Genomic DNA, 15,086 nt, shown 5'->3' on the forward strand with positions numbered 1-15,086 from the left:
GCTCAGTCGTGATCGCGGCAGGCGCGGTACAGATCCTTCCAGTCGCTGCGCTCCTTCATCACGGTTTCCTGATATTCGCGCCACACCACCGCGTCCTGCACCGGATCTTTGACGATCGCGCCGACCAGGCTGCTCGCAATGTCGCCGGCACGCAGCACGCCGTCACCAAAGTGGCCAGCGAGTGCCATGCCGCTGTTGATCACCGAGATCGCCTCGGCGGTGCTGAGCGTGGCGCTGGAGGTCTTGAGCTTGGTCTTGCCGTCTTCGGTCTGGCCGTTGCGCAACTCACGGAAGATCTGCACCACGCGGCGCACTTCCTTGAGTGCCGGCGGCTCGCCCGGCAGTTGCAGCGCGCGGCCCAGTTCGCTGACGCGCTTGGTGACGATCGCCACCTCTTCATCCTCGCTACTGGGCACCGGCAGGATCACGGTGTTGAAGCGGCGCTTGAGCGCGCTCGAAAGTTCGTTGATGCCCTTGTCGCGGTTGTTGGCGGTAGCGATGACGTTGAAGCCGCGCACCGCCTGGGTGGCGATGCCCAATTCAGGCACCGGCAGCGATTTTTCCGACAGGATGGTGATCAGCGTGTCCTGCACATCTGCTGGGATGCGGGTGAGTTCTTCGACCCGCGCGGTCTTGCCGGCTTCCATCGCCCGCATCATCGGGCTGGGCACCAGCGCTTGCTTCGACGGGCCCTTGGAGAGCAGTTCGGCGTAGTTCCAGCCGTAGCGCAGCTGTTCTTCGCTGGTGCCGGCGGTGCCCTGGATCAGCAAGGTGGAATCACCGCTGATCGCGGCCGCAAGGTGTTCCGAGACCCAGGACTTGGCGGTGCCCGGCACGCCGAAGAGCAGCAAGGCGCGGTCGGTGGCAAGCGTGGCGACTGCGGTTTCCATCAGGCGCTGGCTGCCGATGTACTTGGGGCTGACGGTAAAGCCGTTGTCGAGCTTGCCACCCATCAGGTAGGTCACAACCGCCCAGGGCGAGAGCACCCAGTTGCCTGGCCGCTCGCGGGTATCGGCTTGCTTGAGCGCTTCGAGCTCTTCGGCAAACTGGTTTTCGGCATGTTGGCGCAGTACTTGGCTCATGTTGATTTCCGCAAGCTGAGGGGTCGATTGAGGGTTTTGCGCAGAGCGGCAATCGCCAGCACACGCGCAAGGGTTTCGCTGAAGTACAGCGTATCCGGCTTGTCCAGCGGCCAGTGCTGGCCGGCCTCATCGAGGCATTCGGGCGGGATCAGGCAGATGAACTCGGGCAGGGTTTTGCGCAGCGCGTAGTCCCACTTGCCGGCATCGCTGCCCAGTAGTTCGCGGACTTCCTTGAGCACCAGGCGGGCAAAGGCTGCAGAACAGGGCTCGGCACTCTGGTTGATGCGGCCCAGCAGATCGCCCAGCGCGCGCTGGCGGTTCTGCACCAATGGCCGCCAGTGGGCTTCGCGCCGCGCGGCCGGCAGGTACTCGATCAGGGTGATCCAGTCGGTGCGCAGGGCGCTGAGCATGGGTGCATCAGCGGTGGCGAGCAGGGCTTCGATCCACTCGGGCGGCGCTTCACGCGCCAGCACTTCGCCCCAGCCGCGCATCACCGCTTCGGCCCAGTCACTCGCCTTCGCCCACTGCACCAGTTCGGCGGCCGACTGACCGGTATGGCTCACCCAGAACGCCAGCGGAACCGCCCGCACCAGCTGGTACAACCACCAGGCCCGCTCGCCGAGCGTTTCGCTCTTGGCCCGCGTGGTGTCGATCGCGTCGGCTTTCCAGTCGTCGCCGAAAGCTTCGGGCGGATCGAGTTGCCAGACGGTGCGGAACAGCTTGCGCTGGGTGCTCAGGCAGGCGCCGAGTCGGCTCGCCATCCGCGTCGCGTAGCGGCTTGCCGGCAGCGCCGCGAGCAGGCTGGCGGCGAGTTGGCGCACTTCCTTGCTGCGGTCGCCAAGCAGCGATTCGAGAAAGACCTCGTCGGCCGGGCCGAGCGCAAGCGACAAGGTTTCGAGCAATTGGGCGCGTTCGCGCGCATCGAATTCGGCAAAGCCGGCAGCGAGGCGCTCGCGCGCGGCATCGGGCGCAACGGCACGCAGTTGGGCGAGCAAGGCCTTGCGTTGCTCAAGGCTGCCGTGGTCCCACAATTCAAGTTCCGGTGCGGCGGCCGCAGCCAGGGCGATCTGCCAGTCCGGGTTCTGACGGGCGAGCCACTGCCCGCGCTCACCGAGGCTCGCAGCGACGGCTTGGCGCAAGGCCGGCGTCTTCTGTGCGAGCGACAAGGCGGCTGGCAGCAAACTCGGCGGCAGGACCGCGCCCTGTTCGGCCAGCCGCCGCAGCGCTTCGGCACGCAGCAAATCCGGGCCTTCGCTCAGAACAGCGCTCAGCGCGGCGCGCCAGTCGGGGTCGTCGAGCCTTGCAGCAGACTCGTCCGCACAGCGGGGCGGTAAGGAATCGCCGGTGCGCATCGGCACATGGCCGGCACGGCCGCACACCGCAAGAATGCCGGCACGGCGCAAGACCTGCACTTCGACCGGGGTATCCGATGTGTTGGCAGCCTCAGCCAGATCGCCAATCGGTCCGGTGGTCTGCGCCAAATCCGGCGGCCGGCGTTCGGTGCCAAGCAAGACTTGATTGGCAAGCTGCTGCAGCGCGTTCATGCGGCCACCCCGTCCTGGACCCAGAACAAACCGTGTTTCCAGGCGCTCAGCAGCCGCAAGGCGCCGCCCTGCCATTCGCCGAACACGCTGATCGCTTCGCCGCCACTTTCCGCCAGCAAAATCCAGCCCTCCTCATCCGGCAGCACGATCGGCACGATCTGTTGCGACGTCGTTTGCAGCCACCAGCCGTGCGCGTCGTGCCGCGGTACACCGTTGCTGAACAGCATGGGCTGCGGCGCCTGCCAGGGGTTGGCGGCCTCCGCCAAGGCGAGGGTGTTGAGCGACTCGTCGAGCGTGAGCGTGGGCGGCGCATCGACCCGTTCGATCTGCGCCGCCTCGCCCAGCACGATAGCGCGCAAGGGCGCATTGCCGGGGTAAAAGGCAAGGCGCATACGCAGGCGCGACGAGGTGAGGAAAGACTGGTCGAAGCGGCGGCTGCCGTGTGCGTAGTCCAGCAGCAGCGCGTAGCGCCCGGTGGCGCTGCCCCGCAGCCAGACCCGACGTACCCAGAGGCGGCCGTCTTCATCGATGCACTGACCCAGCACCACCCAGTCGTCTTCGATCTGCTCGCCGGCGGCGGCAACCGTTTCGCGATCCACCGGCAAACCCAGCGCGTAGCGAAGATCGGCCTGAACCGGCTCGGGCAGGGTTTCGATGCGGCTGAAGGCATCGATCAACAAACGCAGTTGGCCGAGGCCGCCGAGCACCCGCGCCGGCCAGTCCTCGCCCTTCGACACCGCCGCGCCGATGCGGCGCAACTGGTAGGCAAGGCCTGGCAACTGGGCGTCGATCATGCGCGTCGCAAGCTCATCCCACTGCGATGTACGGCCGGGCAGTTGGGCGAGGCCTTCACGCAATCGATCGTTGAGCCAGCGTTCCAGTTCATCGATACCGCCCTGCATCCGTGTCTGCCGCTGTGCATCGCGCCGCGCAGCCGCTTGCGGATCGCTAGTCGCGGCCTCGGTGCTTGCCGTATCAGCCTGCTTTGCGGCCTGCTTCTCGGCCCGCTGCTTGCGCGAATCCAGCCACTCCGAAACCCAAGCTGGCGGCGACGATTGCACAAATTTGTCCGGCACCTGTGCCAGCAGCAGCAACAGAGCCAGCCCATGCTTGCAGGGAAACTTGCGGCTCGGGCAAGTGCAACGGAAGGCCGGGCCGGACTTGTCGACCTGCACCTGGTAGGGTTTGGAACCACTTCCCTGACATTCGCCCCAGACCGCATCGGCGTCGAAGGACAAAGTCGGCCACTTCGCCGGAACCACCAGCCCCTTGGCGGCCTTCGTCGAAGAATCGTCAGGCGATAGCTGCAGGACTTCGTCGGCGCTGAGCTGCATCAGGAATCAGGGGGGTCGGGTTGGTCGGAATATTGGCTCGATGGGCCAATCAATCTGAACAGGCACAGCTAGTGGAAACGACCAGCGGAGCAGGAAGAGCCAAAGAATGAGGCCTCTTTCGAGGCCTCATTTTTTTGAAATTTCGAATCAAACGTCGATGTTTCGGGCGTAGAGCGCGTTGGATTCAATGAACTCGCGCCGTGGTTCAACTTGGTCGCCCATCAGGGTGGTGAAGATTTCGTCGGCGGCGATGGCGTCGTCGATCTGCACCTTGAGCAGGCGGCGGACGGCCGGGTCCATGGTGGTTTCCCACAGCTGGTCGGGGTTCATTTCGCCGAGGCCTTTGTAGCGCTGCTTGCTGAGGTTGCGTTCGACTTCGTTGAACATCCAGCGGATGGCTTCTGCAAACGATGTAACCGGCGCGCCTTTTTCGCCGCGGCGCATTTCGGCGCCTTCACCGACGAGGCCGTTGATCATTTCTGCGGCGCGGCGGATCTGGGAGTAGTCGCCCGAGACGAGGAACTCGGAGTCGATGATGCCGCGGCGGACATTGCCGTGGTGCATGCGTTCAACCGCGAGTTGCCAGGCTTCGCTTTCCTGATCGAAGTGGGCGCGGACGTTGACGCCCTTGGGCATGGAAGCCTGCAGACGGCTTGCCGAGTCGATGGCTGCTGCTTCGTCGTTCAAGGCGACGGCGATGTTCTGCGCAAGCATCGCGCGCAGTGCGGCCGGGTCGATGAAGCCGGCGACGCGGTTGATGACGGCTTCGGCCAGCAGGTAGTTGCGTGCGAGTTCGCCGAGAGCATCGCCTTCGATAGGCGTGGCGCCCGTGCTGGGGATGAGCTGGGCAGTGTCTAGGCCCATGCGCAGCAGGTGGGCGTCCAGCTCGGCGTCGTCTTTGATGTAGCGCTCATTCTTGCCGTGCTTGATCTTGTAGAGCGGCGGCTGGGCGATGTAGATGTGGCCGCGCTCAACCAGTTCGGGCATCTGGCGGTAGAACAGCGTGAGTAGCAGGGTACGGATGTGGGCGCCGTCGACGTCCGCGTCGGTCATGATGATGATGCGGTGGTAGCGCAGCTTTTCGGGCTTGAAGTCGTCTTTGCCGATGCCGGTGCCAAGCGCGGTAATGAGCGTGGCGATCTGTTCGGAGGAGATGAGCTTGTCGAAGCGCGCGCGCTCGACGTTGAGCACCTTGCCGCGCAGCGGCAGGATCGCCTGAAACTTGCGATCGCGGCCTTGCTTGGCGGAGCCGCCTGCGGAGTCACCCTCGACGATGTAGATCTCGCACAGGGCCGGGTCTTTCTCCTGGCAATCCGCGAGCTTGCCGGGCAGGCCGACGCCGTCCAGCACGCCTTTGCGGCGAGTCATTTCGCGCGCTTTGCGGGCGGCTTCGCGCGCGCGCGAGGCTTCGACGATCTTGCCGCAGATGGTCTTGGCGTCGATCGGGCGTTCCTGAAGGTACTCGGCGAGCTTGGCGGCGACCACTTCTTCGACCGCCGGACGGGCCTCGCTCGAGACGAGCTTCATCTTCGTCTGCGAGGCGAATTTCGGATCGGGCATTTTCACCGATAGGACGCAGGCAAGGCCTTCTCGCATGTCATCGCCGGTGATCTCGACCTTGGCCTTCTTGGCGATCTCGTGTTCTTCGATGTACTTGTTGATGACGCGGGTCATCGCCATGCGCAAGCCGGTGAGGTGGGTGCCGCCGTCGGACTGCGGGATGTTGTTGGTGAAGCACAGCACCTGTTCCTGGTAGCTGTCGTTCCACTGCATCGACACTTCAACCGTGAGCTCGACCGTGCCGCCGCCACCGCTGACCGGTACCTGGGTGGCGCCTGCGGCGTAGAACACGCTGGGGTGCAAGACGGTTTTGGCGCGATTGATGTACTCGACGAAGCCGCGTACGCCGCCGGAGAAAGCGAAGTCTTCCTCACGGTTGGTGCGCTGATCGATCAGGCGGATGCGCACGCCGTTGTTGAGGAAGGAGAGTTCGCGCAGGCGCTTGGCGAGGATTTCGTAGTGAAACTCGATGTGGCCGAAGATTTCTTCGTCGGCGAGGAAGTGCACTTCGGTGCCGCGTTTTTCGGTGTCGCCCAGCACGCGCAAGGGCGAGACTTCGACACCGTTCTGCACTTCAACCAGGCGATCGACCGCATGGCCGCGGTTGAATTCGAGGAAGTGCTTCTTGCCATCGCGGCGGATCGTGAGACGCAACCATTTCGAAAGCGCGTTCACGCACGAAACGCCCACGCCGTGCAGGCCACCGGAGACCTTGTAGCTGTTCTGGTTGAACTTGCCGCCGGCGTGCAGCACGCACATGACGATCTCGGCCGCGGATCGCTTGGGTTCGTGCTTATCGTCGAACTTGATGCCGACCGGAATGCCACGGCCGTTGTCGGTGACCGAGATCGAGTTGTCGGTGTGGATGGTGACTACGATGTCGTCACAGTGGCCGGCAAGGGCCTCATCGATGGCGTTATCGACGACTTCGAAAACCATGTGGTGCAGACCAGTGCCGTCGCTGGTATCGCCGATGTACATGCCAGGGCGCTTTCGCACGGCTTCCAAGCCTTCAAGTTGCTGAATGCTGTCTTCGTCGTAGGCGGGTTGCTGGTTCTGTTCAGGCATGGACATCTGGTCGTTCTCACTGGCGGGCGTGCCGCCTTCTTGATCTGTTGTTCGCGGGCCGTGCGATACCGAAATGGCACGGCGAGCGATTCAGCACCCGACCAGGGCGCAGCAATGCCAAAGCACTGCGCGCCCGAAGTCCGATCTGGAATCGCTCGGTCGGCTTGTTCTCGCTTGCGTTAAATACGCATCGGCATCACGACGTACTTGAAGCGGTCGTCACCCGGCAGAGTGATGAGGGCGCTCGAGTTGCCGTCGTTCAGACGCAGTTCGATATCGTCAGTGGCGGAATTGGTCAGCACATCAAGCAGGTAGGTGACGTTGAAACCAATATCGACAGAGTCGCCGGCATAGTCGACTTCGATCTCTTCCTGCGCTTCTTCCTGCTCGGCGTTCGAACTGACGATCTTCAAGCTACCGGTGGAAAGTACCACACGAACGCCGCGGAACTTCTCGTTCGTGAGAATCGCGACGCGATGAAGCGAGCCGAGCAGCATTGTGCGACCAAGAATCAGCAGCTTCGGATGGTTCTGCGGAATGACGCGTTCGTAGTCCGGGAACTTGCCATCGATGAGCTTGCTGATCAGCTCGATCGGCCCGAAACGGAAGCGGGCCTGGTTGCCGGCGAGGGAGATTTCCAGCGGCTCATCGCTGTCGGCAAGCTGGCGTGCGAGTTCAAGCACGGTCTTGCGCGGCAGGATGACCTCGGTCTTCGGCAGATCGCCTTCGATTTCGGCCGACGCGTAAGCGAGGCGGTGACCATCGGTGGCGACCATGCGCAGTTCGTTGCCCTGCGCGACAACCAGCAGACCGTTGAGGTAGTAGCGGATGTCCTGCGCCGCCATCGAGTAGGCAACCTGTGCCAGCTGGCGTTTGAAGGCTTTTTGCGAAACGGTGAAGCTGATCGCGTCTGCTTCGTTGAACTGCATTCGCGGATAGTCGGCGGCCGGCAGGGTCTGCAGCGCAAACCGGCTCTTGCCTGCGTGTAGCGACAGGCGATTGGATTCGAGCTTGAGGTTGACTTCTGAGCCATCCGACAGCGCACGGAGGATGTCCTGGAACTTGCGCGCACCCACGGTGAAGTTGGCGTCGGTTCCACCGCTTGCCTGCCCGGTTGTCCGGATCTGGATCTCGATATCAGTCGCGAGCAGGGTCAGCTCGTCTCCACGCTTTTCGATCAGAACGTTGGAGAGGATCGGGAGCGTATGGCGCTTTTCGACAATCCCGGAAACCGATTGCAGCGGACCCAGCAAAGCTTCACGTGAAGCTGTTAACAGAAGCATTTAAGTAAACCTCTACTATTAGTTAACTGCACCCGTTTTCTGTGGATAAACACAGAAATCTAAAATTTATCAATGTCTTGAAGGCGAAAAAAGTCTGTTCATAAACGGCGTAAGGTTTGATGAACAACTGGGGAAAGATTTCTGCTTCACCTCAACAAAGCTTGTTTTCCCCAAATCTTGCCATGTTCTACCCACTGTCAATCCACACTCATGAGCGAGTACTTTGGGTTTTCCGAGTCTATCCGGAGGGACCAAGTTCAGGCTGGTGCGACTGGTTTGGTTGTTAACAAGATCTTGTAAACATATAACTACTATTAGTACACCTAGACGCAAATCTGTGGATAAGGCCGTTTAACAGCTAAAAAACAATGACTTGAATGATGTCTAACCCTGTTCGAAAGCTGCGTACTGTTGGGCGAACGAATGGGGATGCTTTTTTTGCGGCGCCTAGTTTCCAGTGTTTTCCCCAAATGATGCCCTTGTCTGTGCACGCTCAATCCACAGATTGAGGCACACAGAACCACGATCTAGCTGCGCAGGGTTTGTGTAAGCACATGCAGGTCGTGGTTGAGTTGTTGATCTGCCAGACGTAGTTCAGCAATGGTCCTGCACGCATGCAGCACCGTGGTGTGGTCGCGACCGCCGAAGGCTTCGCCGATCGAGGGTAGTGATGAGGGCGTCAGTTCCTTGGCGAGGAACATTGCGACCTGGCGCGGACGTGCAATCGCGCGGGTCCGCTTCTTCGAGTGCATGTCCGAGACCTTGATCTTGTAGTAGTCCGAGACGGTCTTCTGGATCAGTTCGAAGGTGATCTGGCGATTGTGGGCGGCCAGCAGGTCACGCAAGGCTTCCTTGGCAAGTTCTAGGCTGATGTCACGGCCGTGGAAGCGCGCGAAGGCCAGCACCTTTTTGAGGGCGCCTTCAAGTTCGCGAACGTTGGAGCGCAGGTTCTTGGCAATCAGGAAGGCCACATCATCGGTCAGCAGGATGCGCTCGACCTCGGCCTTCTTCTTCAGGATGGCCACCCGCATTTCGAGTTCGGGCGGTTCGATCTGCACTGTCAAGCCCCAGTCGAATCGGGAGATGAGGCGGTCTTCGAGGCCGGTGACATCCTTCGGGTAGGTGTCACAGGTGATCACGATCTGCTTGCGTGCTTCGGTCAGCGCATTGAACGCGTGGAAGAACTCTTCCTGAGTGCGGTTCTTGTTGTTGAAGAACTGGATATCGTCGATCAGGAGAAGATCCAGCGAGCGGTAGTAACGCTTGAACTGATCGAAGCTCTTTTGCTGGTAAGCGCGCACCACGTCGGCGTAGTAGTCCTCGGCATGCACATAGCGGATCACGGCTTTCGGGTTCTGCTTCCAGACAGCGTTGCCGAGGGCGTGGATCAAGTGCGTCTTGCCGAGGCCGACACCACCGTAGACGAACAGCGGGTTGTAGCTTGTGCCCGGGTTCTGGGCCACCTGCATCGCGGCGGCGCGGGCGAGGTCGTTGGCACGGCCTGTCACCAGACTGTCGAAAGTGAAGTCGCGGTTCAGACGGGTGCGCTCGTAAGCGGCACTTTCGCTGCTTTCACTGCTTGCGCGCGACTGGGTCTGCGAGTCCTCACGGCCTTTTGCAATGGCAGGCGCTGCTGGCGCATTGGCTGGGCCGGGAGTTGGCTTTGGCATTGCTGGCGCAGTGTTGGCTTTGACTGCTGCCGGCCGTGGCGTGTTGCCAATCGCCAGCGTGACCTGCACCGGTTCGCCGAAGTGATCGTGGCCGATTTCTTCGATCCGACGCAGGTAACGTTCACGCACCCATTGCAGGACGAAGCGATTGGGGGCGAGCAATTCCAGACTGCGGGGGTCGGCAGTCGGGGATGCAGAAAGTGCCCGGATCCAGGTGTTGAACTGTTGTTGCGGCAGCTCAGCCTCGAGGCGGGATAGACAGGTAGACCAGAATTCGTTGCTCACGTTTTGCGCGAATGGCGCCCACTCCGCGACGGCGCGGATGGCGTCGTACGGTTCGGCATCAACTCTTTGATTCTTATGTGGTTTTTATGCTTCAGTCGACGCCGTTTTGTGGATCTGAAACGGGTCGCGGATGAAGCGTCGGAAGCGAGTTATTCTACGCTTGATTGACAGATTTATCCACAGGCCAGACCCTGTGGAAAACATAAAAAGGCTTGACAAACAGTGCGTTACGCTGTGTAATCGCGCGTTTTTCCGCCTCAGCAAGGGAACAGAACAATGAAGCGCACTTACCAGCCTTCCGTCGTCCGCCGCAAGCGCACGCACGGCTTCCTCGTCCGCTCGCGTACCCGTGGTGGTCGTGCAGTGCTCGCCGCACGCCGCGCCAAGGGCCGTCATCGTCTCGCAGTCTGAACGGTTGGTTGAAACTGCCAGCTTCGACCTGATACCAGCCTACCGGCTGCATACGGGCGACGAGTTTTCGGCGGTTTTTTCCTTCCGCAGGGTCGTGCGGGGCAAAGTTTTCAATCTGCACTACCGACCCAATGCCTTGCCAAGTGCGCGAATCGGCTTCGTGGTTGCAAAGAAGCTGGCGCGCCAGGCAGTGCAGCGCAATCTGATCAAGCGGATCGCCCGAGAGGCGTTCCGCCTGCGGCGCGCAACGCTGCCTTGCTGTGACCTGGTGCTTCGGCTTTCGGCTTCACCCAAAGCGACCAGTCGGGCCGCTCTGCGGCTTGAAGTCGATGCGCTTTTTGACCGCTTACCGCAGGGATGATTCGCCATGAAGGCCGTGCTCATCCTCCTCTTGCGTGCATACCGGTTCTTCCTTAGTCCGTTCCTTGGACGCAACTGCCGCTTTCATCCCAGCTGTTCGGCGTACGCCATTGAAGCCTTGCAACGTTATGGTGCTATCAAAGGCTTCTGGCTCGCTGCGCGCCGTGTTACGCGTTGTCACCCGTGGAATGCTGGCGGGTATGATCCGGTACCCTGAATGTTGCGCACTTTGCGCGTACGACTGATATACCTACCCGAAACGACTGAATCCGATGGATAACCGCCGCCTGATCCTTCTGGTGATCTTCAGCATGTCGCTCGTCATGCTTTGGGACGCCTGGCTGAAGCACAACCAGCCGAAAACGCCTGCGGCCGTCGCCGCTGCCGCAACCCAGGGTGCAACGCCGGTGCCGTCGGCGCCGGGCGTGGTTGCCGCGCCACCGGTTTCGGGTACCGAAGCAGTTGCTCGCGCTGAACGCCAGAAGGCGCCGAAGCTTCTGATCGAGACCGATCTGATTCGAGCGGAAGTGTCGGCACTGGGCGGCGATCTGGTGCGGCTTGAATTGCTCAAGCATGGCGCGAACGATGATCCGAAGAAGCCCTTTGTCCTTTTTGAAGAGGGCGGGGCGCATACCTATCTTGCGCAGAGTGGGCTGATCGGGGCGGGCTTGCCCAATCACAAGACGGTCTTTGCTTTGCCGACGACCGGAAAGCTCGTGCTGAAGGATGGTGAGCAATCGCTGGTGGTCAGGCTTGAGGCACCGGAGCAGAACGGCATCAAGGTCGCCAAGGTGCTGACCTTCCATCGTGGTACCTACGTGGTGGATGTCGGTTACGAGATCAATAACGCAAGCACGGGCGCCGTCACCGGTCATGCGTATTACCAGCTGACGCGGGATACCAAGTCGGCCGAAACCACTGCGGGTTTCTTTGGCGGTGCGCAGACTTACACCGGCCCGGCGTTCTATACCGAGGCCGAGAAGTACAAGAAGATCGATTTCAGCTCGATCGAGAAGAACGAGGCCAAGCTTCCCAAGCCTGCAGCGGACGGTTGGGTGGCAATGGTTCAACACTACTTCGTGTCGGCTTATGTGCCGGCTGCGGGTCAGCGTGAGTTCTATGCGCGGCCGCTCGATGGTGGGCTTGTCTCGGCGGGGGTGATTCAGCCGTTTGCAGCGCTTGCGGCAGGGGCGAAAGCGACGGTATCCGTCCCGCTTTACGTTGGTCCGCAGGAACAGAACAAGCTTTCGGCACTGGCGCCGGGCTTGGATCTGGTGGTGGACTATGGTTGGTTGACGGTGATCGCTGCGCCGATCTTCTGGTGCCTGGCCTGGCTGCACAAGCTGGTCGGGAACTGGGGCTGGGCGATCATTGCGCTGACGGTGCTGATCAAACTGGCGTTCTTCCCCTTGTCTGCCGCGTCCTACAAGTCCATGGCGAAAATGAAGACGATCATGCCTCGCATGAAGCGGATTCAGGAGCAGTACAAGGACGACCGGATGAAGATGAACCAGGAGATGATGGAGCTGTACAAGAAGGAGAAGGTCAACCCGATGGGCGGGTGCTGGCCGATCCTGATCCAGATGCCGGTGTTCATCGCCTTGTACTGGGTGCTGCTGGGCGCCGTCGAGATGCGTCAGGCGCCCTGGCTGGGCTGGATTACTGACCTCTCGATCAAGGATCCGTACTTCGTCCTGCCGATCATCATGGGTGTCACCAGTCTGATCCAGATGAAACTTCAGCCGGCGCCGGCTGATCCGGTGCAGGCGAAAGTCATGATGTTCATGCCGGTTTTCTTCACGGTGATGATGGCGTGGTTTCCGGCGGGGCTGGTGCTTTACTGGGTGGTCAACAACGTTCTGTCGATTGGTCAGCAGTGGTACATCATACGGATGATCGAAGGTGGCGGAAAAGCAGCCAACAGTTGAGTCGATTGCGGCGATAGCCACTGCGCCGGGGCGCGGTGGCATCGGTGTCGTCAGGGTTTCGGGGAGTGGGCTTGAAGCTTTCGCGAAGCGCCTGACGGGCAAGACGCCTCAGCCGCGTCTTGCCCAGCTGAGCAAGTTCCTCGATAGCGAAGGCCGGCCAATTGATGCCGGCCTTATGCTTTTCTTTCCCGGCCCGCATTCCTACACCGGTGAAGACGTACTCGAGTTGCAGGGTCATGGAGGGCCGGTGGTCATGCGGCTCTTGCTGGCGCGCTGTCTTGAGTTGGGTGCGCGGCTTGCGCGACCCGGTGAGTTCACCGAGCGCGCCTTTCTGAACGACAAGCTCGATCTGGCGCAGGCCGAGGCTGTGGCGGATCTGATTGATGCGGATACGTCAGCGGCGGCACGTTCGGCCTTGCGCTCGCTCGACGGGGATTTCTCACGGCAGGTGCATGCCTGGCGCGACAAGCTGATTGAGCTGCGCATGCTGGTTGAAGCAACGCTGGATTTTCCCGAGGAAGAGATCGACTTCCTGCGGGCGGCGCGTGCCTTCGAGCGTCTGGATGTTCTGGGTGATGAACTGGATCGGATGCTTGCGACGGCAAGGCAGGGCAGCTTGCTGCGGAGTGGTTTGCATGTCGTGTTGGCCGGCCAGCCTAACGTCGGTAAGTCGAGTCTGCTAAATCGCCTGTCTGGCGAGGATCGCGCAATCGTCACGGATGTCGCCGGTACAACGCGGGATGTGCTTCGCGAAACGATCCAGATCAAGGGGATTCCGCTTCATATCATCGATACCGCCGGTCTGCGGGAAACGGAGGACGCCGTCGAGCGGATCGGGATTGCACGTAGCTGGAAGGAAATCGGTCGCGCGGATGTCGTGTTGCGCCTAGTTGATGCGAGGGACGGCATCACTGCCGCAGATCATGAAATTGATGCGCGCTTGCCTGATGCGGTGCCGGTCATCTGGGCCTTCAACAAGATCGACCTGATCGGTGCCCAGGCGCTGCGGGTTGAAGCCGCTGACGGGGTAGAGATTCATCTGTCTGCTGCAAGCGGAGCCGGGATGGATTTGCTGCGTGCCGAGTTGTTGCGGGTTGCCGGTTGGGAGGCTCACGGCGAAGAGGTGTTCCTCGCCCGCGAGCGCCATGTCGAAGCCTTGCGGGATGCGCGCGAGCGGATCGCCTTGGCGCTGACGCGCGCGCATGAAGAGGCACTGGAACTGATGGCCGAGGAGTTGCGGCTGGCGCAGGAAGCGGTGAATCGGATCACCGGTGAGTTCGGCGCTGATGATTTGCTGGGCGTGATTTTTTCGCGCTTCTGTATCGGGAAATAGGATGGAGCTGGAATGAGTGAGTTTGATCTGAGTTACTACGATGAAGAAGCGGCCGGCCTGGCGCTTGAGATCGAGCGAAAGTTGGTGATCCTGAATCTCGACTGGACGGATCCGACTGTGATGCGGATGCTCGCGAAGGAGGTTCTGGCCGCGAACAACGGTGGTCGAGAGATCGGAAGTGGCGCTGAGTTCTCGCGCGATCAGACCTGCGAGGAACTGTTCGGTCTGATCGCGTTGATGAACAAGTTGATGTGCGAGGCTGCGGAGAAGGGCGTTGAGGTTCATGGAAACGACGCTTGGAAGGCGGTGGCGCGAGCACTGTGGTTGGAGAAGGAAGAAAGGGAAGCCAATGTGTGATTGCCCGTGGGTTTGTTCCACGTGGAACACACGTTCGCGGTGCTGATGGATTGGTTTCTTCTACTGGGTGGGGCCTTCCTCGCCGGCCTGGTTGATGCCGTAGTCGGTGGAGGTGGGCTGATCCAGATCCCACTCTTGCTCTCAGTGTTTCCTGCGACGCCGATCGCAGTCTTGTTTGGCACGAACAAGGTGTCTTCGGTTTCGGGTACGCTGGGTGCTTGCATTCGGTATGTGCGTGAGATTGCGCTGCCGTGGCGCACGGTCTGTTGGGCCGCTGCCGCTGCCTTCATTGGCGCGTGGCTGGGTGCTCAGGCGGTCAGCTTGCTGCCAAAGGAAGTTCTGAAACCCTTTGTGTTGGTGATGCTCGTGCTGGTGGGTGCCTACACCTTCGTCAGGAAGGATTTCGGGCGACTCGAACGGGCATCGCTTCCCGCGCACTGGGTGCTTCCACTCTCACTCATCGCCGGTGGCGTCATCGGTTTCTATGATGGGTTCTTCGGGCCCGGCACCGGCAGCTTCCTGATCTTTGTCTTCGTGCGCTGGTTTGGTTTTGATTTCCTGAAGGCCTCGGCGTCGGCGAAGGTGGTGAACGTAGCCACCAATCTGGCTGCAATCGCTTCCTTCGCTCTGGGTGAGGGCATCCTGTGGAAGGTCGGAGCCCTGATGGCGATTGCGAACCTGGCTGGCTCACAAGTCGGCGCGCATTTCGCACTCAAGCATGGCAATGGATTCATTCGGTGGGTCTTTCTTGTGCTGGTCTCCGTGCTGGTTGTGAAGCTGGGGGCTGAGATGATCATTGCGTAGTGTTCCACGTGGAACACCATGCCGCCTTGCCAGTATCCCCGCGCGACCTGTCCTGGCGTCTAGGATT

The 15,086-nt window shown here is 61.0% G+C and carries 13 protein-coding genes; 7 read left to right on the top strand and 6 right to left on the bottom strand.

The genetic code is table 11. The annotated features are described in order from the left end of the window. Positions 1-2: 2 nt before the first annotated feature. The 6 genes from OPU71_RS05735 to dnaA all read right to left on the bottom strand — a co-directional run bounded on the left by OPU71_RS05735 (position 3) and on the right by dnaA (position 9,826). Positions 3-1,082, bottom strand: coding sequence for an ATP-binding protein (locus OPU71_RS05735; protein ID WP_267726050.1), 1,080 nt, complete (start codon positions 1,080-1,082; stop codon positions 3-5). Further along, positions 1,079-2,626, bottom strand: coding sequence for a DUF5691 domain-containing protein (locus OPU71_RS05740; RefSeq protein ID WP_267726053.1), 1,548 nt, complete (start codon positions 2,624-2,626; stop codon positions 1,079-1,081). Before OPU71_RS05740 ends, OPU71_RS05735 begins: the two co-directional genes overlap by 4 nt. After that, positions 2,623-3,960, bottom strand: coding sequence for an SWIM zinc finger family protein (locus OPU71_RS05745; RefSeq protein WP_267726056.1), 1,338 nt, complete (start codon positions 3,958-3,960; stop codon positions 2,623-2,625). Before OPU71_RS05745 ends, OPU71_RS05740 begins: the two co-directional genes overlap by 4 nt. 147 nt (positions 3,961-4,107) lie before the next feature. Further along, positions 4,108-6,588, bottom strand: coding sequence for a DNA topoisomerase (ATP-hydrolyzing) subunit B (gene gyrB, locus OPU71_RS05750; protein ID WP_267726058.1), 2,481 nt, complete (start codon positions 6,586-6,588; stop codon positions 4,108-4,110). Positions 6,589-6,767: 179 nt separating this feature from the next. Beyond that, positions 6,768-7,871 carry a DNA polymerase III subunit beta gene (gene dnaN / locus OPU71_RS05755; protein WP_267726061.1) on the bottom strand — a complete coding sequence of 368 codons (1,104 nt, stop codon included), beginning with the start codon at positions 7,869-7,871 and terminating at the stop codon, positions 6,768-6,770. A 527-nt stretch (positions 7,872-8,398) separates the two neighbouring features. Next, on the bottom strand, positions 8,399-9,826 hold the full coding sequence (gene dnaA, locus OPU71_RS05760; RefSeq protein WP_267726064.1) for a chromosomal replication initiator protein DnaA: 1,428 nt from the start codon (positions 9,824-9,826) through the stop codon (positions 8,399-8,401). 276 nt (positions 9,827-10,102) lie between these two features. On the opposite strand from dnaA, the gene rpmH reads away from it, so the two are divergent. Genes rpmH through OPU71_RS05795 form a run of 7 tightly spaced genes read left to right on the top strand, consistent with a single transcriptional unit; the run spans position 10,103 to position 15,019 of the window. Further along, positions 10,103-10,237 carry a 50S ribosomal protein L34 gene (rpmH, locus tag OPU71_RS05765; RefSeq protein ID WP_114403167.1) on the top strand — a complete coding sequence of 45 codons (135 nt, stop codon included), beginning with the start codon at positions 10,103-10,105 and terminating at the stop codon, positions 10,235-10,237. Continuing rightward, positions 10,176-10,598 carry a ribonuclease P protein component gene (gene rnpA / locus OPU71_RS05770; RefSeq protein WP_267726072.1) on the top strand — a complete coding sequence of 141 codons (423 nt, stop codon included), beginning with the start codon at positions 10,176-10,178 and terminating at the stop codon, positions 10,596-10,598. Before rpmH ends, rnpA begins: the two co-directional genes overlap by 62 nt. A 6-nt stretch (positions 10,599-10,604) precedes the next feature. After that, complete coding sequence (gene yidD / locus OPU71_RS05775) at positions 10,605-10,814, top strand: membrane protein insertion efficiency factor YidD (RefSeq protein WP_267726073.1); 210 nt, start codon at positions 10,605-10,607, stop codon at positions 10,812-10,814. Between the two features lie 55 nt (positions 10,815-10,869). Beyond that, complete coding sequence (gene yidC / locus OPU71_RS05780; RefSeq protein WP_267726074.1) at positions 10,870-12,525, top strand: membrane protein insertase YidC; 1,656 nt, start codon at positions 10,870-10,872, stop codon at positions 12,523-12,525. Beyond that, positions 12,500-13,858 (top strand): tRNA uridine-5-carboxymethylaminomethyl(34) synthesis GTPase MnmE, encoded by a 1,359-nt coding sequence (gene mnmE, locus OPU71_RS05785; RefSeq protein ID WP_267726076.1) that lies wholly within the window; start codon positions 12,500-12,502, stop codon positions 13,856-13,858. Before yidC ends, mnmE begins: the two co-directional genes overlap by 26 nt. Before the next feature lie 12 nt (positions 13,859-13,870). Further along, positions 13,871-14,215: a hypothetical protein gene (locus tag OPU71_RS05790; protein ID WP_267726077.1), complete on the top strand. Its 345-nt coding sequence runs from the start codon at positions 13,871-13,873 to the stop codon at positions 14,213-14,215. Positions 14,216-14,236: 21 nt separating this feature from the next. Next, complete coding sequence (locus OPU71_RS05795; RefSeq protein ID WP_324256036.1) at positions 14,237-15,019, top strand: sulfite exporter TauE/SafE family protein; 783 nt, start codon at positions 14,237-14,239, stop codon at positions 15,017-15,019. The last annotated feature ends 67 nt before the right edge of the window (positions 15,020-15,086 follow it).

Origin of the sequence: Niveibacterium sp. 24ML (genome assembly GCF_026586805.1) — a bacterium.
Lineage (GTDB): Bacteria > Pseudomonadota > Gammaproteobacteria > Burkholderiales > Rhodocyclaceae > Niveibacterium.

Excerpts from the sequence above, each read along its gene's own strand:
- OPU71_RS05735 (WP_267726050.1), bottom strand. The coding sequence starts at position 1,082 with ATGAGCCAAGTACTGCGCCAACATGCCGAAAACCAGTTTGCCGAAGAG.
- OPU71_RS05740 (WP_267726053.1), bottom strand. The coding sequence starts at position 2,626 with ATGAACGCGCTGCAGCAGCTTGCCAATCAAGTCTTGCTTGGCACCGAA.
- OPU71_RS05745 (WP_267726056.1), bottom strand. The coding sequence starts at position 3,960 with ATGCAGCTCAGCGCCGACGAAGTCCTGCAGCTATCGCCTGACGATTCT.
- gyrB (WP_267726058.1), bottom strand. The coding sequence starts at position 6,588 with ATGCCTGAACAGAACCAGCAACCCGCCTACGACGAAGACAGCATTCAG.
- dnaN (WP_267726061.1), bottom strand. The coding sequence starts at position 7,871 with ATGCTTCTGTTAACAGCTTCACGTGAAGCTTTGCTGGGTCCGCTGCAA.
- rpmH (WP_114403167.1), top strand. The coding sequence starts at position 10,103 with ATGAAGCGCACTTACCAGCCTTCCGTCGTCCGCCGCAAGCGCACGCAC.
- yidD (WP_267726073.1), top strand. The coding sequence starts at position 10,605 with ATGAAGGCCGTGCTCATCCTCCTCTTGCGTGCATACCGGTTCTTCCTT.
- yidC (WP_267726074.1), top strand. The coding sequence starts at position 10,870 with ATGGATAACCGCCGCCTGATCCTTCTGGTGATCTTCAGCATGTCGCTC.
- OPU71_RS05790 (WP_267726077.1), top strand. The coding sequence starts at position 13,871 with ATGAGTGAGTTTGATCTGAGTTACTACGATGAAGAAGCGGCCGGCCTG.